This is a genomic window from Angelakisella massiliensis, assembly GCF_900104675.1.
GTDB classification, from domain to species: Bacteria; Bacillota; Clostridia; order Oscillospirales; family Ruminococcaceae; genus Angelakisella; species Angelakisella massiliensis.
Genome location: NZ_LT629944.1, coordinates 175,111 through 196,672, shown reverse-complemented (window position 1 = coordinate 196,672; position 21,562 = coordinate 175,111). Strand labels below are relative to the sequence as shown.

Below are 21,562 nucleotides of genomic sequence, written 5' to 3'. Positions count from 1 at the left end.
AAATGCCAGGCAGCCGCAACCAGATGAAAAAGGGTGGAACGGTGATAAAAAGCTGAGAGGAAAAGGGTAAAAAAGACTGATATACTGAGACTGTGAAAAAAGGACCTGAGGAAAGCCTCCTCTGCCAGACGGTGGGTGGATGTATTCTGAAGGGACTTTTTTCTTTTTTGTTTGGCAGGCTGCCTGATGGGAGCAGGCAGGCGGCAAAAGAAGGGAGGAATGGAATGCTGACAGAATACAGCGAGAAACAACGTCAGGCGGCCCGGATGCTTGCACGGCCGGATGATCACCGGACGCTGCGGGAAATGAGCGAGCTGTTGGAGGTTCCGGTAAGTACGCTGTGCCGATGGAGAAATGATCCAAAATTCCAGAGCTATCTCCAGCAGTTGACGGAAAGATATACCACCCCCCAGGGGGAACGGCAGCGGATTTGGGAGGCTCTGGTGGCCCAGTGCGAGGGAGGCAATGTTTCCGCCATCAAGCTGTATTTTGAACTGAGCCGGCAGATGAATGAGCAGGATCGGGGAGAAGAGGATGAGTCCCTCCTTGAGGCATTGCGGCAGGGGGCAAAGGAGGTGTGGGGTCATGTTCCTGCGATTTAGCCCACGGCAAATGCAGGTGATGACCTGGTGGCTGGCCCCGGAAACAAAGGACCGGTATGACGCTGTTATCTGCGATGGCAGCGTTCGCTCCGGCAAAACCCTGGCAATGTCCATCTCCTTTCTGCTGTGGGCCATGACCACCTACGATCAGAAGGATCTGGCAATCTGCGGAAAAACAGCGGCAGGAGTGCGGCGCAATGTCATAATCCCCTTGCTGAGGGCGATGTCATCGGTGATGGAATGCCGGGAACAGGTGAGCAGGGGAGTGCTGCTGGTGTCCTGGCAGGGACGGCAAAATCGGTTCCACCTGTTCGGAGGGAAAGATGAGGGGAGTGCCGCTTATATTCAGGGGATGACCCTGGCGGGAGTGCTGCTGGATGAGGCGGCGCTGATGCCCCGCAGCTTTGTGGAGCAGGCCCTGGCCCGATGCAGTGTGGAAGGATCACGATTTTGGTTTAACTGCAACCCGGAAGGCCCCGGACACTGGTTCTACCAGGAATGGATCTGCCGGGCGGAACAGCGGCGGGCGCTGCGGCTCCACTTTACCATGGCGGACAACCCAAGCCTTTCCACAGCCATGCGCCAGCGGTATGAGAGAATGTACACCGGCGTATTCCACCGCAGATATATCCTGGGAGAATGGTGTGCCTCTCAGGGGCTGGTGTATCCCATGTTTGATCCCCAAAGACATCTGCTGCCGGAAGAGAACAGGCGCTACGTCCGCTACTGGATCAGCTGTGACTATGGTACCGCAAACCCCATGTCAATGGGGCTGTGGGGCCAGTGGGAAGGAAAATATATCCGCATTGCTGAATACTACTACGACAGCAGAGCGCCCGAAAATGGCGGCAGACAGCAGACGGATGAGGAGTACTATGAGAAACTGGAACAGCTGGCGGGCGGCAGACTGGTGGAACGGGTGATTGTAGACCCTTCCGCCGCCAGTTTCATCCAATGCATCCGACGGCATGGGCGCTTTCCGGTGGCGAAAGCGGTCAATGAAGTGGTGGATGGTATCCGCCGGGTGGCAGGAGCTTTGGGAAAGGGAAATCTGCTCTTCCAGCGGTGCTGCAAGGACACTGTGCGGGAGTTTGGACAGTATGTATGGGATGAGACTGCCCCCGGAGACCGGCCCAGAAAAGAACATGACCATGCCATGGATGATATCCGTTACTTTGTATCCACGGTGATGGACCGGCCCGGTGGGGTCCGTTTTTAAAAAGGGAAGGAGAAAAAGATGGAATTAAAACAGGCGAAGGACCTGCTGGAGGAGTATCTGCCCCCGTGCAGGGACTTTCTGGAGCAGGCGGCCCGGGGGATGGACTACTACCAGGGCAGATCATCCATCATCCGGCGGGGAATGCCGGGACTTGAATGGATGCGCCAGTGGCAGCGGGACAATGGGAAAAATCCTCTGAGAACAGCGGATAACCGTATTCCGGCCAATTGGCACCGGATTTTGGTGGATCAGAAGGTGGGATATCTGTTCACTTATCCGCCCCGGTTTGATCTCCAGGGGGGAGGCGCTGAACTGAATGCCCGGGTGCGGCAATGTCTGGGAGACTGCTATGAAAAGGTGCTGCGACAGCTGGGGACAGACGCCAGCAACGCGGGACGGGGGTGGCTCTGCTACTGGTACGATGAAGGAGAGCCCTTTGGCTACTGGTTTGTTGATCCGCTGGAGATCACACCGGTGTATGACCCCACCAGCATCCGTCCCCGGCTGAAAGCGGTGATCCGCCAGGTACGGCCGGCACCTGCCGAGCAGCTCAAACCAGGTGAAATACCGCCTCTGCGCACCGAGATTTGGACCGATGAAGAGCTTACGGTACTGGTGGGAGAAGGGGACAAGATGGAAGTGACACAGGTGCAGCCCCACCGCTATGGCAGGCCGCCCTTCATCGAATTCCCCAACAATGAGGCCCGTGCCGGGGATCTGCTGCTGTATCGCCCTTTGGTGGATGCCATCGATAAGGTGCTATCCGGTATGGCCAATGACCTGGATGATATTCAGGAAATTCTCTTCGTCATCCGTAATTATGACGGTCAGACCACCTCCATCGACTATGTGGAACAGCCGGATGGTACAGTCAAAGAGGTGCCCAGGCAGCTGAGTGTTCTCCATAAGGCCAAGCTGGAAAAGTATTTTTCCGTCAGCGGTGACGGCGGTGTGGAGGTGCTCAAAGCCGAAATCCCCTATGAGGCCCGAGCCGCTTATTTACAGATGCTGACCCGGCAGCTTTACGCGACCGCTATGGCGGTGGACCCCGCCCCCGAGCGGACAGGAAACCAAAGCGGGGTGTATATTGAATTCCTCTACTCACTGCTGGAGCTGAAAGCGGGACTGATGGAAACAGAATTCCGCCCCGCACTGGCGGAGTTTGCCCGGGCAATCTTACAGTATCTGGGGGAAAAGCGTGAACTGGTTATACAGCAGCTTTGGACCAGAAATAAACCCCGCAACGATACCGAGGTGGCGGATATACTGGTCAAGACGCCGGATGAGGTCCTCAGTCCTGAGAGTAAAACCCGGCTTCATCCTTTGGTGGAGGACTGGCAGGCGGAACGGGAACTGATCAAGGAGCGAGAAGAAGGCTGAAAAGACATGAAAATAAGTCGTGCAGTGTGATGAAAGACGGATAATGTCTTGTGAGGAAATGGGGAGTAAGATGCCCTGCAGCTATCGTTTCCAGGAAGGCGAAAGAGCTCCACGATGATTGTCTGAATGCATAAGCCGATATCTTTTCCGCTTTTTAGAGGATATAGGCTGGAAAATCAAAAATAGACAAAGAAAAAAAGACCCCTTTGTTTCATCAGAAAAAAGGGGCGGAAAGGGAAAAATGAAACAAATCATTAAAATTTTGGAAGAAATGGGAATTGCCCTTACTCCCGCGCAGAAAAAAGAACTGACGGAGAAAGGAAGCAATCAGATGCGTTCCGCCGCAGATTATACTGCCCTGGAACAGCAGCTGGCGGTGCTCCGCCAACAGATGGAGGAGCAGCAGAATGCCCATAATCAACAGCTGGCCCGGATGAAACTGGATGGACAGCTGGCCCAGCTGGTGACGGAGGCGGGCGGCAGAAGCTTACCTGCCGTTAAAGCTTTGCTGGATATGGACCGCTTCCTGGAAAGCAAGGAGCCGCAGCAGGAATTGAAGGAAGCCGTAGAACAGCTGAGACAGCAGCAGAGCTGGCTGTTCCGGCAGGAACGCAATCCGGCCCCTCCGCTGCCGGGAAAGCCTGCCAAAGCAGAGCCGGGGGATCTGGAACAGTGGAGGCAGGAGGCAGGATTGCAGTAAAACTGCAAAGCGATATTTATGGAGTAGGAGGATAGGATTCTTCCGACTGGTCTTCTTCCGACGGGAAAAGCTCCAGGGGTGGAGGATCGGAGGCCAGGTACAGCTCCTCACATTCTCTTTGAGCCGCAAGAAGAATTCGTGCAGCTTGTTCCGTGGCACGAAACATGATGGCATAAAGTTCCCGATAATCGGGCATGAAAATCACCTCGTTAGTATAGTCTAGAACAAAATAATCTAAAATGCAAGAGAACAATTTGTTCTTACCTATACTAAGTTTGGTGATGTGAATGAAACGATATGGACGGATCAGGGCGCTCCGGGAGGACGCAGATTTGACCCAGGAAAAGGTGGGAAAGGCCATCGGATTGCCTCAGCGTACCTATGCTTATTATGAAAGCGGGCAGCGTATGATCCCACCCTGGGTACTGTGTGCGCTGGCGGACTTTTATCAGGTGAGTGTAGACTATATCCTGGAACGGACGGATCGGAAACAATGGCCTGAAGGATAAAAAACAGAGAGGAAAGCAGAGACAAAAACAGTTATACTGACATTGTGGAAAAGGGGACCGGAAGAAAAAGCCGGATCTGTACAGGGAAAACCTGATGGATCCGCCAAGCTTCCGGTTCCCTTTTGCGCTGCTCCAAAGGTAAAAAGGAACAGGCGCGGCAGCGTCCCGTCCCAGGCCGCCGGAGGGCGGCGGAATCCACAAAAAAGACCGTTCCAAAAAGAAAGGAATATCAAAAAACAAGGAGGAACTAGTATGGCAACAAACAATTTTGCAGAAAAGGCAGTGCGGTTCACAGGTGTGCTGGATGAGCTGTACCGAAAGCAGGCGATTACCGCTATGCTGGACAGCCCGGCCCTGGCCCGCCAGTTTGTGGGGGCCAACCGCATCAAGCTGCCCAAAGTGTCGGTGGACGGCGCCGGTACCTATGACCGTGATGCCGGTTATGCCCAGGGGGGTGTCTCGGTTACCTATGAGGAACATACCCTTAAATACGACCGCGGCCGCAAATTCCGGGTGGACTTCGTGGACAACGACGAATCCGCTTTCAGCCTGTTCCGTCAGGTGGCCGCCCAGTATGTCCGCACACGGGAAATTCCGGAGGTGGATGCGATCCGCTTTATGGAGATCTGCGCTGCTGCCGCTCGGGAGGAAACACTGGGTACTGTGGTGGAAAAGGACCTCTCCTCTTCCGACAAACCGCTGGCACTGCTGGATGAGGCGGAAAAAATCCTCAACGAGAAGGAGGTACCTGAGGAGGGTCGTGTTCTTTTCTGCTCCGGTGATTTTTATGCCCTCCTCAAAGGGGATACCGCCATCGCCCGCCGCCTGGATGTGGCGGAGAATACCGGCGGCATTGACCGCAGAGTGCTGCTGCTGGATGGTATGACCCCTGTGATCCGGGTGCCCAGAGCACGTTTTTGGTCTAAGGTAAAACTGCTGGATGGCTCCACCGGCGGCGAGACAGCCGGCGGCTATCAGCCCATTACCAGTGAATCCAAGGGCATCAACTTTATCTACGGAAACAAGGCGGCCATGCAGGGTGTCCTCAAGCGCAATGTCTCCAAGATCGTCACTCCCGACCAGAACCAGAGTGCGGACGCCTACGACATCTTCTACCGGGTCCACCACGACCTCATTGTCCGGGACAACGACACTGCTGCTCTTTACGTCCATACCATGTCCACTGCCTATACTGGCTGACCAAAGGGAGATGAGCATGGCGGAACATAGGGAAAATGTGAGGGAACAGGTGGCGGAGATCCTGGAAAACTGGAAGACCCTGGGATGGTGGGGTGAGGAGCAAATCCCTGAGGAACAGGCGGCGCTGCTGGTTATTTCCTGGACGGCGGACCGGATGCTTGCCTGGTGCAATATCCCTTTGGGCGCTCAGGTGCCTCAGGGAATGAAAGGGATCTGGACTGAGCTGAGCTACGCCCAGTGGCAATGGCTGCTGGAAGGCGGGGACGCCGTGGGGAATGCGGTCTCTATCACCCAGGGGGACACCGCTGTCCGGTTCCGGGAAAGCAGTGAGGACGATCCCGTCAGCAGGGGGCTGGAACGGCTGCGGCCCTGGCGGAGGCTGCCATGAGCGCCTCTGTGTCCCCTTTGGGAAAGGGGAAGAAAAGTCTGGAGCTACTGTACCGGGACCGGTGCAGCCTGTGGCGGACTGCAATTGAAAATCAGGTGAGCCAGTGGAAGCAGCTTTACCAGGAGTTGCCCTGCCATCTGTCTCTAGAAAATATGGGGCGGCATCAGCAAACCGCAGGTCCCGCTCTGGTGGAGAAACGGTATACCCTCTTTCTGTCAGCAGGAAGCGATATTCACTCCGGAGACAAGGTGGAGGTGGTTCATCAGCGGCAGCGGGTGGAAGGGATGGTGGGACAGGTGCACCATTATGATCTTTGCGTTCAGGCGGCGCTGGAGGAAATCCAGGTGATACCCATCCCGGAGGAGCCAGGCGAGAGCGGCAGCTGAGAGGTTTTCCAATATCCTGTTAGACAAAAGAGAAACAGAGTTTAGTGGATAAGGTATTCCCTGACGTTGGAAATGTATGGAGAATCAAAAAATGGGGAAGAAGCGAAGCCTTTATCCGTGGAGCATGAGAATTTGTAGAAAGAGCAGCTTCTTTTGTCAGAGAAATGCTTTTGCTTGAGGAGAATTAAGGTTTTACGCGGGACCGGGGGAAGGCAGCCCGCTTAGGGAGAAAAAGGCCCCGGCAGTGTCCCGGACAAGAACCTGTTCTAAACCGGCGGTGGGGAGAAAAGCTCCGCTGCCGGTTTTTCTATACAAAGGCGGAGAAACATCACCCCATGGGAAGACAGAGGACAGCAGAAAGAAGAAACCGGCAGGGTGAGGAAGGCAAAAGGCGGGAGCGGCGGCCCAAAAGGTTGGTTTTTATAGAGGTGGATCAGATCCATCCAGGAAAAATGTGTTCCTCCACGGTCTGAAAAAGAGAAGCTGTACTGGTGAGTGAATAGAAAAGGAGCTGGAATGAAGATGGAGTTACCGAAAAATATAGTTCTGGAGCCGGAATTGGTCCGGCTGCTGGAGACAGGAGAGAGCCTTCCCTTATGGGACAGGCTTCGCCTGGCCGTGGCCATGGAGGCGGCGGAACGATTTCCGGAAACTCCTGTCTGTCTTCAGCCCCAGGCTCAATCCCCGGCACTGCCAGCCTGTTACCTTTCTGTTGGAAAACTGACGGAAACACGGCGTATGGAAACCATCTCAGCCTACGCCGCCCAGGTAACGGTCCGGTGGGAACCGGGAAAAAGACCGGGAGCTCCCGCCCTTCTGGATCAGGCAAGGCGGCAGCTGATGGAGGGCCTGAAACGGCTGCCTCTGAGAAAAGATGCCCCTCCCATGGCGGTATCCGAAATCACCGGGGAGGAACAGGATGGAGCGGCTCTGGTGACAGCAAAGGTCCTCCTCTGGGCGGAACAGCTGCCGGAGGAGGAAGAAGGACCGGTGATCCGCCAGGCGCAGCAGCAGGTGGATGCGCTGGAACAGTAATCTATAGCAGGGGAATACGGAGGGGGTACGGCCAAAGGGACGCGTCCCTTTGGAATCCCATTGTTGTGGACGCAGCGATCTGGTTAGTCAGAGAAAATGCCTGCCGTTGTTTGGGCTGGTACCTTTCAGTTTTAAGGGGAACGGGCGGGAGGGATAGTTTCTGCTCCTGGTCTGACGGGGGCAGTATCGTCCGCTCGCTATTTGCCCGGGTAAAGCCGGACAAAGCCGCTCGCTGCTTTCTGCGGGGGGCGTTTGTGCCGCTATTTTGAGTGGAGGATGGGCGGAGGTTTGTACCGGGAGTTACGGCCAAAGGGACGCGTCCCTTTGGAAACCCGTTGTTGTGGCTGGAGCGATCTGGCTAGTCAGAAAAGTGGGTGCCGTTGTTTGGGTTGGTCCCTTTTAGTGTTAAGGGGAACGGGGTGGAGAGAAGGTTTCTATGACTGGGGCGGCGGGATAGTATCGCCCGCTCGCCGGTTGCCCAGATAACCTGGACAGGTCCGGGTAAAGGCGGACAATCCACTTGCTGTCTTTGTGGGAAGGATTTCGGCGGTTCAGCTGGTGTACGGGATGATCCGCAGGGGCGCAGTTTATTCTTTTATTGCATTTTGGGAGCGGGAAAGGTTTGGCCAAAATGTTCAGATAGAAAATCAGTTCAAAAGCGGAGAAACAGAAGGACCGAAGGAGTTTCGGCGGGAAAAGAAAGGAGAAAAAAATGATCGAAATGATTTTGCCCGGCGTACAGGTGGCAGTGGAGGCCGGAGAACGGCAGACTTCCGCCGGAGGCGAGGGAATCGTAGCGATGGCGCTACCCCTCAGCTGGGGTGACAAATGGAATGAGATCACGGCGGGGAGCGACACCACCAAAAGCCTGGGGTGGCCGCTGACCGCCCTGGAAATGAAGCTGGCGGCGGAAGTAGTGAAAAACGCCAGCCGCCTGCTGCTGTACCGGCTCAACACCGGTGAGCAGGCGACCGCGGAGATCGCTTCCGGTGTGACGGCCAAGGCGGTATGGGGCGGCGTCCGGGGCAACAGCATCGGTGTGACGGTGACGGGAGAGGAGGCGCCCTTTACCCTGGTGACCAGCCTGGATGGGGTGGAACAGGACCGGCAGAGCATCAGCACCATTACCGACTTTGTGCCCAACGGTCTGATTACCCTGGAGGGAGAAGGAACCCTGGCGGCGGCATCTACCACCCTCACCGGCGGGCTGGATGGGGAGATGACCGAGAGCGAGGCCATCTCCGCTTTCCTGGCGGAGCTGCCGGAGAAGGAATATGCTGTGATCGCTTACACCGGCACCGATGAAACCGCCCGGGCCGCTGTGGCGGCCTTTGTAGAGCAGCAGCGGGCGGCTGGTGTGATGATCCAGGCGGTGGTATCCGGCGGGAGCTGGAACAGCCGGGCTATTATCAACTCCACCGTGGGCGGCTCCACGGCGGGATATGATCTGACAGCCCCGGAAGCCTGCGCCACTATGGCGGGCATTCTGGCGGGGTTGGACATTTCCGGCAGCGCCACCCATACCCCGGTGACCGGCTGGACCGCCGTCAACCCCAGACTGACCCTCCAGGAGCAGGAGCAGCGGACCAAGGCGGGAGAAACTCTCTTTGTTTGGAGCCATGGTCAGGCAATGGTGCTGTATGACCTGAACAGCCTTCACGCCTTTTCCGCACAGGCCCCGGAGGACTTCCGCAAGGGCCTGGTTTCCCGGACGCTGGACCGCATCGCCACCGAGCTGCGGTATCTGCTGGATACCAGGGCGGTGGGGAGAATCCGCAACACCGTTTCCGGCAGGGCCCAGATCAAGGGGATGGTGGTGGAGCTGCTGCGGCAGAACTACAGCGACCCCGGCTATATCGAGGACTTTTCTCCCGATGATGTGACCATCACCCCCATGACCGCCAGGGACAGCATCCAGGCCAGAGTGGGCGTGCGGGCCGCTGACACGGTGGACAAGGTGTATCTGACCATTGTTTCCCAGTAAGGGGCAGGAGTGAAGAAATTCCCGCCCGGGGAGAGGGACCTGTTTGGGGCGGACAGGTTTTAACCTGAGAGAAGGGGAAGTGCTTCGACCAGGATTTTTCGGGCGGGAAAGGCTCCAAGTCAGGAAAAGAAACAAAAGAAGACGGTCATTCAAAGCGGAAGGGGCGGAAGGGAAATACCGGAAGCCCTCCGGCGGGAAGGACAGCTTTAAGACAAGGCAAAAAGGGCGGGACCGGTGGAAAGAACAGCCGGCCCGCCCTCAGGAGAAACAATAATTACCCCGGAAAACCGGCCCAAAGAAGAACCGGCGGGGCGAAGGACCGGGGCGGACAACCGCTCCGGGAACAAAAGGAGGAAACAAGATGAGCGACAGAACTTTGAGCAGCATCCCTTCCGGCCACGACGGACAGGGGTACGTCACCATCGGCGGACGGGTGGTGGAAGCCCTGCGAATCCGCAAGGTGGACGCCCGGGTGGATATGACCAAGGAAAGCAAGCGTTTTTTGGGGGAGCGGATGACCCGAAACGCGGTGCGGGGCATGAGCGGCAGCGGCAACCTCAGCTGGTACAACAGCACCTCCGCCCTGGCACAGGCGATGGCGGAGTATAAGGCGGGGGGCGAATATCCCCAGCTGACGCTGCAATATTACGCGGAAACCCCTTCCGCCGGACGGCAGGAGGTGATCCTCCGGGGAGTAATCCTGGAAAACGTCTCCTTCGGCGCGCTGGACGACGGCAGCGACGAAAGCCAGGTGTGCGAGAGCCCCTTTTCCTTTGACGATTTTGATATTCTTTCGGCCTATAACGGCTGAGGACCGGAGAAAAGGGAAAGGAGGGCAGGGGGATGGAAAAAGACAATCAGGAGCAGGCCGCTATGGAACTGGCGGAAACGGGCGGGGCGCTGGGACTGGAAGTGCCGGAGAGTATGGAAATCTCCATTGATGAAATCGCGCTTCCCGAGCTGGCCCATTTGGGTACCATGGAACTGCTGCTGCAAGCCTGCGCTAATCATCTGTATAGTTTGGACAGGATGCAAACGGCGTGGATGAATGCGATGCTGGTGGCGGAGCTTCCGCACTTTTCAATAGGTGGGGGAGGTGGCGAAGGAGGAGAGAAAGATCTTGGAAGCAGTATTACTGATGGGTTGAGCAATGCTTCCTCAATAGTATCTCTGCTGTCATTATTTGGAAAAACAATAGGGAGTCTCACACTTCCTCAAGTCGCAGGAGTGACATTTTTGGGGACGATACTTTTGGATCGTCTGTTTAGCGGTGATGGCAAAGAAGGAAAAGATAAAAGCAATGGCGAAGAGAGTATCCAGGGCTTTGAAAATCTTCAGGAAACGTTACTCTATGAATTAGCCAAGGGAGAAACCTTTGGAGAAACTTTTTCTGAGCAATGGCATGCGAAGATGGGACGTCCATTAGAAGAAAAAATGCTCAAAGAAACGTTGGGTGTTGTGCCACAGCAGATGCTGCCTTGGGAATATCAAAAATATGGTTACGACTATACTACCAAAAAAGATTTGACTGAGGAGCAAAAGCAAAAAGCAGAAGAAATATTGGAGATGTCCAAAAGCGAAATTGACGCTTATATTGCAGACCGAATTAAAGAGGCCACAGAATGGAGAAGATGGGGACCGGAAGACGAGGACCCAACATATGAGTTTAAAAAAATGTTGGAAATAGGTCCATATCAGACGGAACAATTGGATGTGCCATTGGAAACACAGAGCAAACAACTTTCTGCCGTTCAACCAGAAAGAACAACAAATATTAGTATTACATGCAATTTTGACGAATGGAAGTTTACAAAGGACGACATTAAAGCACTGTCAGCACAGTTGGCGGCAGACCTGAGTGAAGAAATCAGTTCAGCAGGAATGGAAATTGCAAGCTGTTAAACCTTTAAATCTGTTTTTTTCAGGAACCAGAGATGTACCACATTCAGTACAGAATTTCTTGCCTGGGCGTACATGATGGCCGCAGGAGGGGCAAATGGTTTCCAGAAGGGGAGCGCCGCAATCACCGCAGAACTTGTCCTCGGGTCGGATGAAACCATGGCAGCCGGGGCAGGTAGAGCGGGGAAAGGTGGGGTCTTCATACAAAATCCGGTTAAATGTCATGCTGCCGGAAGGTGCGAAGACTTGAACGATATTTTCAGGGCCAACTTCCTCTATGGCACGATCAAAAAAGGGGAGATTTTCAATTTTGATGTTATCACCGAAAAGATTGTTAAAGTAATAGTTTGCTAAACGCAACATAAAAAGCAACTCCTTTCAAAATCGAGTGTTCAAAACGGCTATTCTTCCACCAAGCGTTTACCGCATTTGGAACAGAATTTAGCGCCGGGCCGTTCGGTATGGCCGCATTTGGGACACAAGGTCTCTTTTAAAGGCGCGCCGCAGTGAATACAGAAATCATCCTCAGGACGGATGAAACCGTGGCAACCGGGACAGGTGGAACGGGGACCGGAAGGGTCCTCCACTAAAATGTGGGTATTGGGATAGGAAGTATGATGGCTTTTGAAAATCTGAATGATATTTTCTGCGCCAAACTGATCGATTGCCTGGTTAGCCAGCTCATCATTGCGAGCGTCAAGGTTCGAATTCAATAAGCCGGAAGGATAAAGGCCTTTAAAACGCAACATAAAAAGAACTCCTTTCAAGGTTTTTTTATTTATAAAACCGATTTTGATCGATTTCATTCAAAGAAAATGTGAAAATAAAGTTTATGTAGAAGGGAAAGGCTGGAATAGTATGATATGTGATCTACGGGGAAAAACGCAAACGGTGAGACAGTGGAAAGCACTAACACTATAGCGGTAGTACAGCAGATGCAGGTGATGATCAACTGTAATTTTGACGGTGTGGAAATGATCAGGGAGGAGATCAAAAAGCTGGCGGAGCAGATGGCAGAATGTTTTGAAGATGCAGCGGAGGATGCGGGGAATGAAGAATCTTAAGGCTCTATAGATTTTACCTTTAAAACAACTAAGGGAGCACCGCATTGGGAACAAAACTTAGCCCCTGGACGTTCTGTATGCCGACAATGGTGACAAACCATTTCCTGTAAAGAAGCACCGCAATGGATGCAAAATTTATCCTCAGGGCGGATGAAACCGTGGCAGCCGGGGCAGGTGGAGCGGGGAAATGTGTCGTCTTCATACAGAATCCGATCCGCAATGGAACAGTCTATACCGAGAAAATTTTCTGTTCCAATTTTTTTTATAGCACCATCGAATTGTGGTAAATTGCCAACGTTAACATTTTGGGTGGAAAATTTAGTGCAGTAAAAATTAGCCAGACGTAGCATAAAAAGCAACTCCTTTCAAAATCGAGTGTTCGAGACGGTTATTTTTTCTCCAACAAATTTTTGCCGCATTTGGCGCAGAATTTTTTGCCTGGACGGACATGGTAGCCGCAGGAGGGGCAAGTGGTTTCTCGAAGGGGTGCACCGCAATCGCCGCAAAACTTGTCCCCGGGACGGATGGAGCCATGGCAGCCGGGGCAGGTGGAGCGGGGGCTGCGGGAAATGAAGAATCTTAAGGTTCTATGGACTTTACCTTCAAAACCAGCAGAGGCGCACCGCATTGAGTGCAGAATTTCATACCAGGGCGAACAGTTGTGCCGCAATGACAGCAGTGGGTCTCATTCAAGGGAGCGCCGCAGTGACCACAAAAGGCATCTGTGGGACGAATAAAGCCATGGCAGCCAGAACAGGTGGAGCGAGGAAGAGTGTCGTCTTCATACAGAATCCGGTCTACCATAGAACGTTCCAGACCCAGAAAATTTTCAGCACCAATAGCCCGGATTGCTCCATTAAAATGATATACGTTTTCAATTTTTACTTCTTCACTGAACAGTTTTGTAGGTGTAATATTCGCCAGACGCAACATAAAAAGCAACTCCTTTCAAAATCGAGTGTTCAAAACGGCTATTCTTCCACCAAGCGTTTCCCGCATTTGGAACAGAATTTAGCCCCTGGACGCACATGGTAGCCGCAGGAGGGGCAAGTGGTTTCTCGGAGAGGAGCGCCACAGGTCATGCAGAAATCGTCTTCCGGACAAATAAAGTTATGACAGCCGGGACAGGTGGTGCGGGGACCGAAAGAGTCTTCATAGAAGATATTAGTGCCAATGTGATCCGAAGCAATTTGTACGATGTTTTCTGCACCTACGTCATCAATTGTTTGACGAAGAACGTCATTTTCCGGAACTAATTTAAAACTTGTTCCGTGAAGGATTCTTTTTGTTTTTAACATAGTGACTGTCCTTTCTTTTCGTGCTTGAGCCGTTGTTTGATAGAGATAGGCTGGAGATGAGACACTTCAAGGAGCAGAAGTGATGAGTGAGGTGCCGCATTTGGTGCAGAATTTTTTGCCTGGACGGACATGATAGCCGCAGGAGGGACAAACGGTTTCTCTAAGGGGAACACCACAATCACCGCAGAAGTCATCTTCCGGACAGATGAAACGTCCACATCCAGGACAGGTGGTACGAGGACCGGAAGGGTCTTCATAAACCAAAGTGGTGATGCCGCTGGCTGTGTCAATCTGTACAACATTTTCCGGGCCCAGTTCCTCAATTGCCTCAGACACATAAGGTTCAGATCTCCACATTTTTGATTTGAAATTAAAACCTTTCATGATTTTTGTGATTTTTAGCATTTTAAATCCCCCTTTCAAGGTTTTTTATTTATAAAACCGATTTTGATCGATTTCATTCAAAGAAAAATGTGAAAATAAAGTTTATGTAAAAGGAAAAAGCTGAAATAGTATGATATGTGATCTACGGGGAGAAAAACAAAAGGTGGAGCTGTAGGAAGTACCGACGCTGCGGTGGAAGTACGGCAGATGGAGGTGACGATCAACTGTAATTTTGATGGTGTGGAAATGACCAGGGAAGAAATCAAAAAGCTGGCGGAGCAGCTGGCAGAATGTTTGGAAGATGCAGCGGGGGCTGCGGGAAATGAAGATTCTTAAGGCTCTATAGATTTTACCTTTAAAACAACTAAGGGAGCGCCGCATTGGGAACAAAACTTAGCCCCTGGACGTTCTGTATGCCGACAATGGTGACAAACCATTTCCTGCAAAGAAGCACCGCAATGGATGCAAAATTTATCCTCAGGACGGATGAAACCGTGGCAGCCGGGGCAGGTGGAGCGGGGAAGGGTGTCGTCTTCATACAAGATTCGGTTGAATGTTACACCGCCGGAAGGTGTAAAGACTTGAACGACATTTTCGGGGCCAACATCCTCTATGGCGCGATCGAAAGAGGAGAGATTTTCAATTTTGATGGTATCACCGAAAAGATTGTTAAAGTAATAGTTTGCTAAACGCAACATAAAAACAGCTCCTTTCAAAACGGTTATTCTTCCACCAAGCGTTTACCGCACTTGGAACAGAATTTAGCGCCGGGCCGCTCGGTATGGCCGCACTTGGGGCACAGGGTTTCTTTTAAAGGTGCGCCACAGTGAATACAGAAATCGTCTTCATGGCGGATGAAACCATGGCAGCCGGGGCAGGTGGAGCGGGGAAAGGTGGGATCTTCATACAAAATATGACTTCCATCAAACGAAGTATCAATACCTAAAAAATTTTCTGCCCCTATGAGTTGAATCGCAGAATCAAAAAGATCGTCATTTGTAAGGTGAAGATTGGAATTTACAAGACTTTTAATGCAAAGACGAGCGTGGCGCAGCATAAAAAGCAACTCCTTTCAAAATCGAGTGTTCAAGACGGTTATTTTTTCTGCACCAAATCCTTGCCACATTTGGTGCAGAATTTCATGCCTGGGCGGACATGATGGCCGCAGGAAGGACAAACGGTTTCCCGAAGGGGTGCACCGCAATGACCGCAGAAGTCATCTTCAAGGTGGACATATCCCCGACAACCAGGGCAAAAATCTTTGGGCCCATCAGGATCATCATAAAGGATCGTTGTCATCCCCATTCGAGTAGAGGAGTAGATACTGCGGATATTTTCGCTGCCGACTTTTTTTACGATTTCATCAAAGCTGGCTTCATCAGATAATCTTGCTTTTTGGGGGGAAAACATATTTTCAAGTAAAGTTCCCAGCTTAAGCATGAAAAAGACCTTCTTTCGTTTATGATAGAGGGTATGTAAAGGGGACGGGAAGAAACAAAGCAGAGGAAGGTGGCAATCAATTGTAATTTTGACGGTGTGGAAATGACCAGGGAGGAGATCAAAAAGCTGGCGGAACAGCTGGCAGAATGTTTGGAAGATGTAGCGGGGCTGCGGAAAATGAAGATTCTTAAGGCTCTATGGACTTTACCTTCAAAACCAGGAGAGGCGCACCGCATTGAGTGCAGAATTTCATACCTGGGCGAACAGTTGTGCCGCAATGACAGCAGCGGGTCTCATTCAAGGGAGCGCCGCAGTGGCCGCAAAAGACGTCTGTGGGACGAATAAAGCCATGGCAGCCAGGACAGGTGGAGCGGGGAAGAGTGTCGTCTTCATACAGAATCCGGTCTACCATAGAATTTTCCAGCCCCAGAAAATTTTCAGCACCAACAGCCCGGATTGCTCCATTAAAATGAAGTAGATTTTCGATTTCCACTTCTTCACTGAACAGTTTAGTAGACGTGATGTTTGCCAGACGCAACATAAAAGGCAACTCCTTTCAGAATCGGGTGTTCAAAACGGTTATTTTTTCTCCAATAAATTCTTGCCGCATTTAGTACAGAATTTCTTGCCTGGGCGGACATGATGGCCGCAGGAGGGGCAAACAGTTTCGTGGAGAGGGGCGCCGCAATCGCCGCAAAAGTCATCTTCAGGGCGGATAAATCCATGGCAACTGGGACAAGTAGAACGGGGACCGGAAGGATCTTCATATAGAATTCGGTCGTAGTTATGGGGAGAAAAGACCTGGAGAATATTTTCGGCACCGATTTCCCTGACGGCTCCATCGAAAAATGGGAGATTTTTAATTTCAGCATCATCACTAAAAAGTGAACTGGAGTAATAATTCGCCAGACGCAGCATAAAAAGCAGCTCCTTTCAAAATCGGGTGTTTAAAACGGTTATTCTTCCACCAGACGTTTACCGCATTTGGAACAGAATTTGGCGCCGGGCCGTTCGGTATGGCCGCATTTGGGGCACAGAGTCTCTTTTAAAGGCGCGCCGCAGTGAATGCAGAAATCGTCCTCAGCACGGATGAAACCATGGCAGCCGGGGCAGGTGGAGCGGGGGCCGGAAGGGTCCTCCACTAAAATGTGGGTGTTGGGGTAGGAAGTGTGATGGCTTTTGAAAATCTGAATGATATTTTCTGCGCCAAACTGATCGATTGCCTGGTTAGCCAGGTCATCATTGCGAGCGTCAAGGTTCGAGTTCAATAAGCCGGAAGGATAGAGGCCTTTAAAACGCAGCATAAAAATAACTCCTTTCAAAAGCGGTTATTCTTCCACCAGACGTTTACCACAATCAGTACAGAATTTCTTGCCGGGACGGACAGTGGTGCCACATCGGGGGCAGAGTGTTTCCTGGAGCGGCGCGCCGCAATCGCCGCAGAACTTGTCCCCGGGGCGGATGAATCCGTGGCAGCCGGGGCAGGTGGAACGGGGACCCGAAGGGTCCTCTACCAGGAGGTGAGAGTTGGGAAAAGAAATTTTAGAGCATTTAAAGAATTGAATGATGTTTTCCGCACCTATTTCGTCAATCGCCTGGTTCATCAGTTGATTGTTGCAAATGTCCACTTGCGAAGAAAATAAGTCACTGGCGTTGAGATCTTTAAAACGTAACATAAAAGCAGCTCCTTTCCACAAAAAACACACAATGATAAGACTAATATAGCATAATATTCACAAAAATGTAAAGAAAATGGAGGATGTTTTGGATGAAATCATTTCTTGCGTATATGAACCCTGCACCCCGGCAGCCCCTGCGGATTACCCTTTCGGACCGGTTCTCAGATGAGGATGGACAGCCTCTGGTGTGGGAGCTGCGGGAGCTGGACCCCAGAGAGGGTACTGCCGCCCGGGAAAAAGCCCACACCGAAAATGTTCGGGATCTGATGCTGGCCTGCGCCGCTGAGGCGCTGGTTTGTCCCGATCTGCATACCAAAGAGTGCCTGGATGCCCTTTCCCAAAAGGCGGGGCGTGCGATCCTCAATCCCCTGGACGGGCTGCGGGTGCTGCTGACCGACGGGGAGGCTACCCGATTGGCGGCGGCTTACAGCCAATATCTGGGAGGTAAGGGCTTCTCCACCCAGGTGAACGAAATAAAAAACTGATCCGGCAGGGGGATGATCCTCTTTGGAGGGGCGCTCATCTGGCCCTGCAGCGGCATCATATCGACCCGCAGCGGTACCTGGAAATGTCTCCTGCCGCCCGGGCTTTTTTATTGGCAAGCGATCTGATCGCTACAGAGAAGAAATGAGGCGGCTTGTCCGCTGCTTTCATTGAAAATAAGTTGAATCACAAAAATAAGCGCCTGCGGCAGACACCGTAAGGCGCTTTTAACATAGACAAATCGCTGCGTCACCTGTGTGGAAGCGAGACGGTCAAAGAAAGGAGGGAATGTTTATGGTGACAGTGTATTACGGGGACTGTGTACTGTATGGCGTGGAAACGGTAAGCCTGACCATGGCGCGGCCGGTTTCCGCTTATGATGGGCTGGGACAGGGAGAGTTTCAGATTCCGGGAGCCAGAAAGCTCCGACAATGGACTTTGAAATGCCACTGGAGCGATCAGGACGATATGGGTACCGAAGACTGGACCAAAGGTTCCCAACTGCTGGAACAGCTCCATGAGTGGATGGATGATAAACGGGCCCGGAGACTGGTGATATCCGGAGACAGAAGGAGAGAATCAGCTTCGGCCTGCTTGACACAACTGGAGGTACAGCAGAACTATGAAGGGGTCTATCAGGTGACGGTGCGTTTGACAGAACATCGTCGGGTGGAGGTGCAGCAGACCGACATCCCCCCTTCCACACGTCCGGGAATGCCGCCGGAGGACCCGGGCCCCTGGACCCTTAGCTCCCCCATGGACGCGGTTTCGGTACTGCCGGATGGGGAGGAAGAAACCTGGTATTGGTATTCTGAGGATGAGGAGCGGCTGGTGAGCACCAATAACCGGGTGATGGTTCCATTGGGAGTGCCGGTTTTCCGCAGCAGGGAGGAATATAACAGCTACCAGAGCAACGCTAAGAATCCCACTGGGATGATGGAATTGCAGCAGTACCACAGTGACTACTGGGACTGGAAACTGGGGCATCCCGATGAGGACAAGACCTTTTCCCAATGGAAGAAAGAATATGTCGCAAAATGAGAACAGGAGGGAAGCCATGATTCTTTTTGATGACCGGGATTATGAGCCGGTGATCACCCAGGCGCAGTGGAACACCAGCCGCAATGACGGGGCGGGGACACTCACAGTCACCTTTCCAGCCGGCAGTGCCCCCCTTCCTCAGCCGGGACAGCAGGTGGTCTTTTCCAGAGGCGGAGAGGGGATCTTCTGGGGATGGGTATTTCGCAGCCAGCAGGACAGGAAAAATGCAGAGGTCCTTTGCTGCGATCAGCTGAGGTATCTGAGAAACAGCGATACAATCTACCGTCCGGCGGAAACCTTAGACCGATTTCTCAACCGGGTATGCGCCGCAGCGGGAGACCGTATCCGCCTGGGTACGGTGGAACAGTGTCAAACACCTTTGAGCCCCTATCTGTTTGATAACCGCACCAGGCTGGATATGCTCTATCAAAGCATTCGGGAAATCAGGCAAGCTACTGGTCTTGTTTATATCCTTCGGGATTCTTTTGGAGGCCTGGAACTGCGGGAGGTGGGAAGCCTGCTGCTTCCCCTTACCTTGGGAGATGGCAGTCTGGTGACAGGATACCGGTACAGCGGAGACCTGGACGCTACCGCCAACCAGGTGCGGGTGCTCCAAAGCAGTGCTTCCGCCGGTATCATCCAAAGTGCCTGGGCGGAGGATACAGCGTCGGTGGCCCGATTTGGCCCTTTGACATTGGTGGAAAAGGCGGACCGGGGGATGACGCTGCCTCAGATGCAGCAGCAGGCCATGCAGCTGCTGCAGGCAAGACGGGGATTGCGGCGAACCCTCCGCCTGGAGGCTATAGGGGAAACACGGGTGCGGGCAGGCAACAGCGTCCGGGTGGTCATCGGAGAGCTGGAACTGGATACCTGGGCGCTGGTGTTGTCTGCATCCCATACCTTTAACACCCAGGGCCATCGGATGACGCTGGAGCTGGAATGGAGGGAAGAACCATGAGCAGTCTGCTGCGATGTATCAAGGAAATTATCCGGGATTATCTGTCCAATGAGGCCCTTAGCGACCTGCTCTATGGCAGCTGCACGGAAGGCGGATTGCTGCTGGACGACCAGATGACCTGCATTCCCTGGGAGATGGTGGATATCCCCGCGGGGCTGCGGCAGGTGGAAGGAAAGATTTCCTTGTCTGTGAGCCGTGAGGACCGCACCGCAGAAGGATTACCGGTGCTGGATGCCCAGCCGGAGCTGGAACGTCTGACGCTGCGGGAGGCCCCTGTGGTACTTCAGTATGGGTTACAGCCGGGAGACCGGGTGGCGGTTTGCCGCAGCCATGGAGGACGGCATTATGCAATCGTCCAGCGGTTGTAGAAAACGTTGTGAAAGCAGCGGACATCACGGCCGCCGAAAGGCGGTGGAAGCAAGAAGGAGAAAAACATGAGTGTGCTCAAAACCTATACCAAACTGCCGCCGCTGGTTCCATCCCATACTTTCCGGGTCACTGAAAGCGGTATAGAGGGGACAGTGGATGGCTTGGAGGCGGTTGTACAGGCCGCACGGCTGGCATTGCAAACTCCCAGGTATCATTTTCAGATTTTTTCTGAGGATTACGGCAGTCAATTGGAAGAGCTTGTGGGAAAGCCGAGAAAATACGCGGAAGGTGTGCTGGAGGAGCTGATTACCGAAACACTGCTGGAGGATGACAGGATTTTGGGGGTCCGGGACTTTTCACAGCAATTCCGGGGGGAAAAGGCAGAGGCATCCTTTACGCTGGAAACCACTCTTGGAAGCGTGTCTATGACCTGGGATCAGGAAGAAAGGACGTGATCATGTGACAATCAAAACAGAGCAGGAACAGCTGCTGGCCCGGATGCTGGCCCAGGTACCGGATGAACTGGACAAACGGGAAGGCAGTGTCATCTATACCACTCTGGCCCCTGTGGCCCAAATGCTGGCCCAGCAGAATGCCATGCTGGAACAGATGGAAAGGCTGCTGTTCGCCGATACGGCCGAAGGAGAATGGCTGGACCGCACAGTGACAGACTTTGGGCTTGTCAGAGAAGAGGCCACGCAGGCAGTAAGGCGGGTGATCCTTACAGCCAGGGAAGGCGGCCCGCTTTCCGGCTGTATTGGACTGCGGGTGGCCGCTGATGGCCTTGCCTTTGTGTTGGAGGAGGAAGAAGAGGCAGGAAGCTATCTGGCCAGGTGTCAGACCGCCGGAACAGCGGGCAACCGGTGCGGCCCGGACATCCTGCCCATGGACTATTTTACCGGACTGGGCGGCGGCAGAATGGAAACAGAGCCGGTGATCGCAGCCCGGGACCAGGAGACGGATGAACAGCTGCGTCAGCGGTTCCGCCAGGCGGTGAGCCAAACCCCTTATGGGGGCAATATTGCGGACTATGAACAGAAAACACTCGCTGTTGAGGGCGTAGGTGCTGTGGCAGTATTCGGCGCCCAGGTAATGGGAGCGGGAAAGGTGGGGCTGGTCATTGGTGATGAGGAAGGTCATGCCGCTAGTTCTCAGCTGGTGGAACAGGTACAAACCCTGATGGGGGTGGACGGGGATGGTATCGCACCCGTAGGCCACACGGTCACAGTGACTACGGGTGAAGAACTGGAGGTGGCGGTTTCCGCGGCACTGCATCTGCGCAGCGGAGAAAGCTTCGAAGTGGTACGGCCACTGGCGGAAGCAGCGGTTGAGCAGTATCTGGAGAATATTTCCTTTAATGAGGATACCATTTTTGCCGCCAGACTGACCTCGGTTTTGCTGGGATGCAGCAGCGCTGTGGCGGATGTGACAGAAGTGACCATCGGAGGAAAGGCAGGAAATCTGCTGCTGGAAAAGACTTTTGACCATTGGCAGCTGCCCCGATGCGGTACGGTCACCATTACCCAGAACTAAGGGAGGAAAAA

The 21,562-nt window shown here is 53.2% G+C and carries 35 protein-coding genes; 20 read left to right on the top strand and 15 right to left on the bottom strand.

Features of this window, described 5'->3' with window-relative positions; all coding sequences use genetic code 11:
• Nucleotides 1-224: 224 nt before the first annotated feature.
• The 4 genes from BQ5383_RS01355 to BQ5383_RS01340 all read left to right on the top strand — a co-directional run bounded on the left by BQ5383_RS01355 (nt 225) and on the right by BQ5383_RS01340 (nt 3,901).
• Nucleotides 225-602, top strand: a complete 378-nt coding sequence (locus BQ5383_RS01355) for a phBC6A51 family helix-turn-helix protein (protein ID WP_071429022.1) — start codon at nt 225-227, stop codon at nt 600-602.
• Entirely contained in the window at nt 586-1,821 is a 1,236-nt protein-coding gene (locus tag BQ5383_RS01350) for a PBSX family phage terminase large subunit (RefSeq protein ID WP_071429021.1), read from the top strand. Before BQ5383_RS01355 ends, BQ5383_RS01350 begins: the two co-directional genes overlap by 17 nt.
• 18 nt (nt 1,822-1,839) lie before the next feature.
• Nucleotides 1,840-3,201, top strand: coding sequence for a phage portal protein (locus BQ5383_RS01345; protein ID WP_071429020.1), 1,362 nt, complete (start codon nt 1,840-1,842; stop codon nt 3,199-3,201).
• Between the two features lie 241 nt (nt 3,202-3,442).
• Nucleotides 3,443-3,901 (top strand): phage scaffolding protein, encoded by a 459-nt coding sequence (locus BQ5383_RS01340; protein ID WP_139193314.1) that lies wholly within the window; start codon nt 3,443-3,445, stop codon nt 3,899-3,901.
• Between the two features lie 16 nt (nt 3,902-3,917).
• Here BQ5383_RS01340 and BQ5383_RS01335 read toward each other — a convergent pair whose 3' ends face one another.
• Complete coding sequence (locus BQ5383_RS01335; RefSeq protein WP_071429018.1) at nt 3,918-4,097, bottom strand: hypothetical protein; 180 nt, start codon at nt 4,095-4,097, stop codon at nt 3,918-3,920.
• 91 nt (nt 4,098-4,188) lie between these two features.
• On the opposite strand from BQ5383_RS01335, the gene BQ5383_RS01330 reads away from it, so the two are divergent.
• The 8 genes from BQ5383_RS01330 to BQ5383_RS01290 all read left to right on the top strand — a co-directional run bounded on the left by BQ5383_RS01330 (nt 4,189) and on the right by BQ5383_RS01290 (nt 11,305).
• Nucleotides 4,189-4,410 carry a helix-turn-helix domain-containing protein gene (locus tag BQ5383_RS01330; RefSeq protein WP_071429017.1) on the top strand — a complete coding sequence of 74 codons (222 nt, stop codon included), beginning with the start codon at nt 4,189-4,191 and terminating at the stop codon, nt 4,408-4,410.
• 252 nt (nt 4,411-4,662) lie between these two features.
• Nucleotides 4,663-5,610 (top strand): hypothetical protein, encoded by a 948-nt coding sequence (locus BQ5383_RS01325; RefSeq protein WP_071429016.1) that lies wholly within the window; start codon nt 4,663-4,665, stop codon nt 5,608-5,610.
• Between the two features lie 16 nt (nt 5,611-5,626).
• Nucleotides 5,627-5,998 carry a hypothetical protein gene (locus BQ5383_RS01320; protein WP_071429015.1) on the top strand — a complete coding sequence of 124 codons (372 nt, stop codon included), beginning with the start codon at nt 5,627-5,629 and terminating at the stop codon, nt 5,996-5,998.
• A complete protein-coding gene (locus tag BQ5383_RS01315; protein ID WP_071429014.1) occupies nt 5,995-6,384 on the top strand; it encodes a hypothetical protein in 390 nt (129 codons plus the stop codon). Before BQ5383_RS01320 ends, BQ5383_RS01315 begins: the two co-directional genes overlap by 4 nt.
• A 522-nt stretch (nt 6,385-6,906) precedes the next feature.
• On the top strand, nt 6,907-7,419 hold the full coding sequence (locus BQ5383_RS01310; protein WP_139193313.1) for a hypothetical protein: 513 nt from the start codon (nt 6,907-6,909) through the stop codon (nt 7,417-7,419).
• Between the two features lie 712 nt (nt 7,420-8,131).
• Complete coding sequence (locus tag BQ5383_RS01305) at nt 8,132-9,403, top strand: phage tail sheath subtilisin-like domain-containing protein (RefSeq protein WP_071429012.1); 1,272 nt, start codon at nt 8,132-8,134, stop codon at nt 9,401-9,403.
• A gap of 361 nt (nt 9,404-9,764) precedes the next feature.
• Nucleotides 9,765-10,214 (top strand): phage tail tube protein, encoded by a 450-nt coding sequence (locus BQ5383_RS01295; RefSeq protein ID WP_071429010.1) that lies wholly within the window; start codon nt 9,765-9,767, stop codon nt 10,212-10,214.
• Between the two features lie 32 nt (nt 10,215-10,246).
• Nucleotides 10,247-11,305 carry a hypothetical protein gene (locus BQ5383_RS01290; protein WP_071429009.1) on the top strand — a complete coding sequence of 353 codons (1,059 nt, stop codon included), beginning with the start codon at nt 10,247-10,249 and terminating at the stop codon, nt 11,303-11,305.
• On the opposite strand, the gene BQ5383_RS01285 is transcribed toward BQ5383_RS01290, so the two are convergent.
• Complete coding sequence (locus tag BQ5383_RS01285; protein ID WP_071429008.1) at nt 11,276-11,665, bottom strand: zinc ribbon domain-containing protein; 390 nt, start codon at nt 11,663-11,665, stop codon at nt 11,276-11,278. The two genes, BQ5383_RS01290 and BQ5383_RS01285, sit on opposite strands and share 30 nt — an antisense overlap.
• A gap of 38 nt (nt 11,666-11,703) precedes the next feature.
• A complete protein-coding gene (locus tag BQ5383_RS01280; RefSeq protein WP_071429007.1) occupies nt 11,704-12,051 on the bottom strand; it encodes a zinc ribbon domain-containing protein in 348 nt (115 codons plus the stop codon).
• A 150-nt stretch (nt 12,052-12,201) separates the two neighbouring features.
• Here BQ5383_RS01280 and BQ5383_RS20955 point away from each other — a divergent pair, with 150 nt between their 5' ends.
• Nucleotides 12,202-12,366, top strand: coding sequence for a hypothetical protein (locus BQ5383_RS20955; RefSeq protein WP_172724571.1), 165 nt, complete (start codon nt 12,202-12,204; stop codon nt 12,364-12,366).
• Here the strand turns inward: BQ5383_RS20955 and BQ5383_RS19805 are convergent.
• The 5 genes from BQ5383_RS19805 to BQ5383_RS01270 form a co-directional block, all read right to left on the bottom strand.
• A complete protein-coding gene (locus tag BQ5383_RS19805; protein WP_076944424.1) occupies nt 12,363-12,716 on the bottom strand; it encodes a double zinc ribbon domain-containing protein in 354 nt (117 codons plus the stop codon). The genes BQ5383_RS20955 and BQ5383_RS19805 overlap by 4 nt on opposite strands.
• 38 nt (nt 12,717-12,754) lie before the next feature.
• Nucleotides 12,755-12,994, bottom strand: a complete 240-nt coding sequence (locus BQ5383_RS19800) for a zinc ribbon domain-containing protein (RefSeq protein ID WP_076944423.1) — start codon at nt 12,992-12,994, stop codon at nt 12,755-12,757.
• Nucleotides 12,946-13,299, bottom strand: a complete 354-nt coding sequence (locus BQ5383_RS01275) for a zinc ribbon domain-containing protein (protein WP_071429006.1) — start codon at nt 13,297-13,299, stop codon at nt 12,946-12,948. Before BQ5383_RS01275 ends, BQ5383_RS19800 begins: the two co-directional genes overlap by 49 nt.
• A 38-nt stretch (nt 13,300-13,337) precedes the next feature.
• Nucleotides 13,338-13,664, bottom strand: coding sequence for a zinc ribbon domain-containing protein (locus BQ5383_RS19795; protein ID WP_076944422.1), 327 nt, complete (start codon nt 13,662-13,664; stop codon nt 13,338-13,340).
• Nucleotides 13,665-13,730: 66 nt separating this feature from the next.
• Entirely contained in the window at nt 13,731-14,000 is a 270-nt protein-coding gene (locus BQ5383_RS01270) for a zinc ribbon domain-containing protein (RefSeq protein WP_172724570.1), read from the bottom strand.
• A gap of 255 nt (nt 14,001-14,255) precedes the next feature.
• On the opposite strand from BQ5383_RS01270, the gene BQ5383_RS21735 reads away from it, so the two are divergent.
• A complete protein-coding gene (locus BQ5383_RS21735) occupies nt 14,256-14,384 on the top strand; it encodes a hypothetical protein (protein ID WP_268874615.1) in 129 nt (42 codons plus the stop codon).
• Here BQ5383_RS21735 and BQ5383_RS19790 read toward each other — a convergent pair.
• The 7 genes from BQ5383_RS19790 to BQ5383_RS01240 all read right to left on the bottom strand — a co-directional run bounded on the left by BQ5383_RS19790 (nt 14,381) and on the right by BQ5383_RS01240 (nt 17,164).
• Nucleotides 14,381-14,746, bottom strand: a complete 366-nt coding sequence (locus tag BQ5383_RS19790; RefSeq protein WP_076944421.1) for a double zinc ribbon domain-containing protein — start codon at nt 14,744-14,746, stop codon at nt 14,381-14,383. The two genes, BQ5383_RS21735 and BQ5383_RS19790, sit on opposite strands and share 4 nt — an antisense overlap.
• A 23-nt stretch (nt 14,747-14,769) precedes the next feature.
• Nucleotides 14,770-15,105 (bottom strand): zinc ribbon domain-containing protein, encoded by a 336-nt coding sequence (locus tag BQ5383_RS01260; RefSeq protein ID WP_071429003.1) that lies wholly within the window; start codon nt 15,103-15,105, stop codon nt 14,770-14,772.
• 38 nt (nt 15,106-15,143) lie between these two features.
• Nucleotides 15,144-15,488, bottom strand: coding sequence for a zinc ribbon domain-containing protein (locus BQ5383_RS01255; RefSeq protein WP_071429002.1), 345 nt, complete (start codon nt 15,486-15,488; stop codon nt 15,144-15,146).
• Nucleotides 15,489-15,675: 187 nt separating this feature from the next.
• Entirely contained in the window at nt 15,676-16,029 is a 354-nt protein-coding gene (locus BQ5383_RS01250) for a zinc ribbon domain-containing protein (protein ID WP_071429001.1), read from the bottom strand.
• Nucleotides 16,030-16,067: 38 nt separating this feature from the next.
• Nucleotides 16,068-16,406: a zinc ribbon domain-containing protein gene (locus tag BQ5383_RS19785; RefSeq protein WP_076944420.1), complete on the bottom strand. Its 339-nt coding sequence runs from the start codon at nt 16,404-16,406 to the stop codon at nt 16,068-16,070.
• A 38-nt stretch (nt 16,407-16,444) separates the two neighbouring features.
• On the bottom strand, nt 16,445-16,792 hold the full coding sequence (locus BQ5383_RS01245; RefSeq protein WP_071429000.1) for a zinc ribbon domain-containing protein: 348 nt from the start codon (nt 16,790-16,792) through the stop codon (nt 16,445-16,447).
• Nucleotides 16,793-16,816: 24 nt separating this feature from the next.
• Nucleotides 16,817-17,164 carry a zinc ribbon domain-containing protein gene (locus BQ5383_RS01240; RefSeq protein ID WP_071428999.1) on the bottom strand — a complete coding sequence of 116 codons (348 nt, stop codon included), beginning with the start codon at nt 17,162-17,164 and terminating at the stop codon, nt 16,817-16,819.
• A 92-nt stretch (nt 17,165-17,256) separates the two neighbouring features.
• Here BQ5383_RS01240 and BQ5383_RS01235 point away from each other — a divergent pair, with 92 nt between their 5' ends.
• The 6 genes from BQ5383_RS01235 to BQ5383_RS01210 all read left to right on the top strand — a co-directional run bounded on the left by BQ5383_RS01235 (nt 17,257) and on the right by BQ5383_RS01210 (nt 21,551).
• On the top strand, nt 17,257-17,652 hold the full coding sequence (locus tag BQ5383_RS01235; RefSeq protein ID WP_071428998.1) for a phage tail assembly chaperone: 396 nt from the start codon (nt 17,257-17,259) through the stop codon (nt 17,650-17,652).
• 292 nt (nt 17,653-17,944) lie between these two features.
• Nucleotides 17,945-18,691 carry a hypothetical protein gene (locus BQ5383_RS01230; RefSeq protein WP_071428997.1) on the top strand — a complete coding sequence of 249 codons (747 nt, stop codon included), beginning with the start codon at nt 17,945-17,947 and terminating at the stop codon, nt 18,689-18,691.
• Nucleotides 18,692-18,707: 16 nt separating this feature from the next.
• Nucleotides 18,708-19,649, top strand: a complete 942-nt coding sequence (locus tag BQ5383_RS01225) for an XkdQ/YqbQ family protein (protein ID WP_071428996.1) — start codon at nt 18,708-18,710, stop codon at nt 19,647-19,649.
• Nucleotides 19,646-20,017 carry a hypothetical protein gene (locus BQ5383_RS01220; protein ID WP_071428995.1) on the top strand — a complete coding sequence of 124 codons (372 nt, stop codon included), beginning with the start codon at nt 19,646-19,648 and terminating at the stop codon, nt 20,015-20,017. Before BQ5383_RS01225 ends, BQ5383_RS01220 begins: the two co-directional genes overlap by 4 nt.
• 66 nt (nt 20,018-20,083) lie before the next feature.
• Nucleotides 20,084-20,473 (top strand): DUF2634 domain-containing protein, encoded by a 390-nt coding sequence (locus tag BQ5383_RS01215; protein ID WP_071428994.1) that lies wholly within the window; start codon nt 20,084-20,086, stop codon nt 20,471-20,473.
• A gap of 4 nt (nt 20,474-20,477) precedes the next feature.
• On the top strand, nt 20,478-21,551 hold the full coding sequence (locus tag BQ5383_RS01210) for a baseplate J/gp47 family protein (RefSeq protein WP_235821912.1): 1,074 nt from the start codon (nt 20,478-20,480) through the stop codon (nt 21,549-21,551).
• The last annotated feature ends 11 nt before the right edge of the window (nt 21,552-21,562 follow it).

What these genes read in the sequence shown, in the direction of transcription:
- BQ5383_RS01290 (WP_071429009.1), top strand. Translation starts at nt 10,247, where the DNA reads ATGGAAAAAGACAATCAGGAGCAGGCCGCTATGGAACTGGCGGAAACG.
- BQ5383_RS01225 (WP_071428996.1), top strand. Translation starts at nt 18,708, where the DNA reads ATGATTCTTTTTGATGACCGGGATTATGAGCCGGTGATCACCCAGGCG.
- BQ5383_RS01305 (WP_071429012.1), top strand. Translation starts at nt 8,132, where the DNA reads ATGATCGAAATGATTTTGCCCGGCGTACAGGTGGCAGTGGAGGCCGGA.
- BQ5383_RS01215 (WP_071428994.1), top strand. Translation starts at nt 20,084, where the DNA reads ATGAGTGTGCTCAAAACCTATACCAAACTGCCGCCGCTGGTTCCATCC.
- BQ5383_RS21735 (WP_268874615.1), top strand. Translation starts at nt 14,256, where the DNA reads ATGGAGGTGACGATCAACTGTAATTTTGATGGTGTGGAAATGACCAGG.
- BQ5383_RS01285 (WP_071429008.1), bottom strand. Translation starts at nt 11,665, where the DNA reads ATGTTGCGTTTAGCAAACTATTACTTTAACAATCTTTTCGGTGATAAC.
- BQ5383_RS01220 (WP_071428995.1), top strand. Translation starts at nt 19,646, where the DNA reads ATGAGCAGTCTGCTGCGATGTATCAAGGAAATTATCCGGGATTATCTG.
- BQ5383_RS01295 (WP_071429010.1), top strand. Translation starts at nt 9,765, where the DNA reads ATGAGCGACAGAACTTTGAGCAGCATCCCTTCCGGCCACGACGGACAG.
- BQ5383_RS01280 (WP_071429007.1), bottom strand. Translation starts at nt 12,051, where the DNA reads ATGTTGCGTTTTAAAGGCCTTTATCCTTCCGGCTTATTGAATTCGAAC.
- BQ5383_RS01240 (WP_071428999.1), bottom strand. Translation starts at nt 17,164, where the DNA reads ATGTTACGTTTTAAAGATCTCAACGCCAGTGACTTATTTTCTTCGCAA.
- BQ5383_RS01275 (WP_071429006.1), bottom strand. Translation starts at nt 13,299, where the DNA reads ATGTTGCGTCTGGCGAATATTACACCTACAAAACTGTTCAGTGAAGAA.
- BQ5383_RS19800 (WP_076944423.1), bottom strand. Translation starts at nt 12,994, where the DNA reads ATGCGGTGCGCCTCTGCTGGTTTTGAAGGTAAAGTCCATAGAACCTTA.
- BQ5383_RS01350 (WP_071429021.1), top strand. Translation starts at nt 586, where the DNA reads ATGTTCCTGCGATTTAGCCCACGGCAAATGCAGGTGATGACCTGGTGG.
- BQ5383_RS01325 (WP_071429016.1), top strand. Translation starts at nt 4,663, where the DNA reads ATGGCAACAAACAATTTTGCAGAAAAGGCAGTGCGGTTCACAGGTGTG.
- BQ5383_RS01235 (WP_071428998.1), top strand. Translation starts at nt 17,257, where the DNA reads ATGAAATCATTTCTTGCGTATATGAACCCTGCACCCCGGCAGCCCCTG.
- BQ5383_RS01355 (WP_071429022.1), top strand. Translation starts at nt 225, where the DNA reads ATGCTGACAGAATACAGCGAGAAACAACGTCAGGCGGCCCGGATGCTT.
- BQ5383_RS19795 (WP_076944422.1), bottom strand. Translation starts at nt 13,664, where the DNA reads ATGTTAAAAACAAAAAGAATCCTTCACGGAACAAGTTTTAAATTAGTT.
- BQ5383_RS01320 (WP_071429015.1), top strand. Translation starts at nt 5,627, where the DNA reads ATGGCGGAACATAGGGAAAATGTGAGGGAACAGGTGGCGGAGATCCTG.
- BQ5383_RS19790 (WP_076944421.1), bottom strand. Translation starts at nt 14,746, where the DNA reads ATGTTGCGTTTAGCAAACTATTACTTTAACAATCTTTTCGGTGATACC.
- BQ5383_RS01340 (WP_139193314.1), top strand. Translation starts at nt 3,443, where the DNA reads ATGAAACAAATCATTAAAATTTTGGAAGAAATGGGAATTGCCCTTACT.
- BQ5383_RS01250 (WP_071429001.1), bottom strand. Translation starts at nt 16,029, where the DNA reads ATGTTGCGTCTGGCAAACATCACGTCTACTAAACTGTTCAGTGAAGAA.
- BQ5383_RS01335 (WP_071429018.1), bottom strand. Translation starts at nt 4,097, where the DNA reads ATGCCCGATTATCGGGAACTTTATGCCATCATGTTTCGTGCCACGGAA.
- BQ5383_RS19785 (WP_076944420.1), bottom strand. Translation starts at nt 16,406, where the DNA reads ATGCTGCGTCTGGCGAATTATTACTCCAGTTCACTTTTTAGTGATGAT.
- BQ5383_RS19805 (WP_076944424.1), bottom strand. Translation starts at nt 12,716, where the DNA reads ATGCTACGTCTGGCTAATTTTTACTGCACTAAATTTTCCACCCAAAAT.
- BQ5383_RS01255 (WP_071429002.1), bottom strand. Translation starts at nt 15,488, where the DNA reads ATGCTTAAGCTGGGAACTTTACTTGAAAATATGTTTTCCCCCCAAAAA.
- BQ5383_RS01315 (WP_071429014.1), top strand. Translation starts at nt 5,995, where the DNA reads ATGAGCGCCTCTGTGTCCCCTTTGGGAAAGGGGAAGAAAAGTCTGGAG.
- BQ5383_RS01345 (WP_071429020.1), top strand. Translation starts at nt 1,840, where the DNA reads ATGGAATTAAAACAGGCGAAGGACCTGCTGGAGGAGTATCTGCCCCCG.
- BQ5383_RS01310 (WP_139193313.1), top strand. Translation starts at nt 6,907, where the DNA reads ATGGAGTTACCGAAAAATATAGTTCTGGAGCCGGAATTGGTCCGGCTG.
- BQ5383_RS01230 (WP_071428997.1), top strand. Translation starts at nt 17,945, where the DNA reads ATGGTGACAGTGTATTACGGGGACTGTGTACTGTATGGCGTGGAAACG.
- BQ5383_RS01245 (WP_071429000.1), bottom strand. Translation starts at nt 16,792, where the DNA reads ATGCTGCGTTTTAAAGGCCTCTATCCTTCCGGCTTATTGAACTCGAAC.
- BQ5383_RS01330 (WP_071429017.1), top strand. Translation starts at nt 4,189, where the DNA reads ATGAAACGATATGGACGGATCAGGGCGCTCCGGGAGGACGCAGATTTG.
- BQ5383_RS01260 (WP_071429003.1), bottom strand. Translation starts at nt 15,105, where the DNA reads ATGCTGCGCCACGCTCGTCTTTGCATTAAAAGTCTTGTAAATTCCAAT.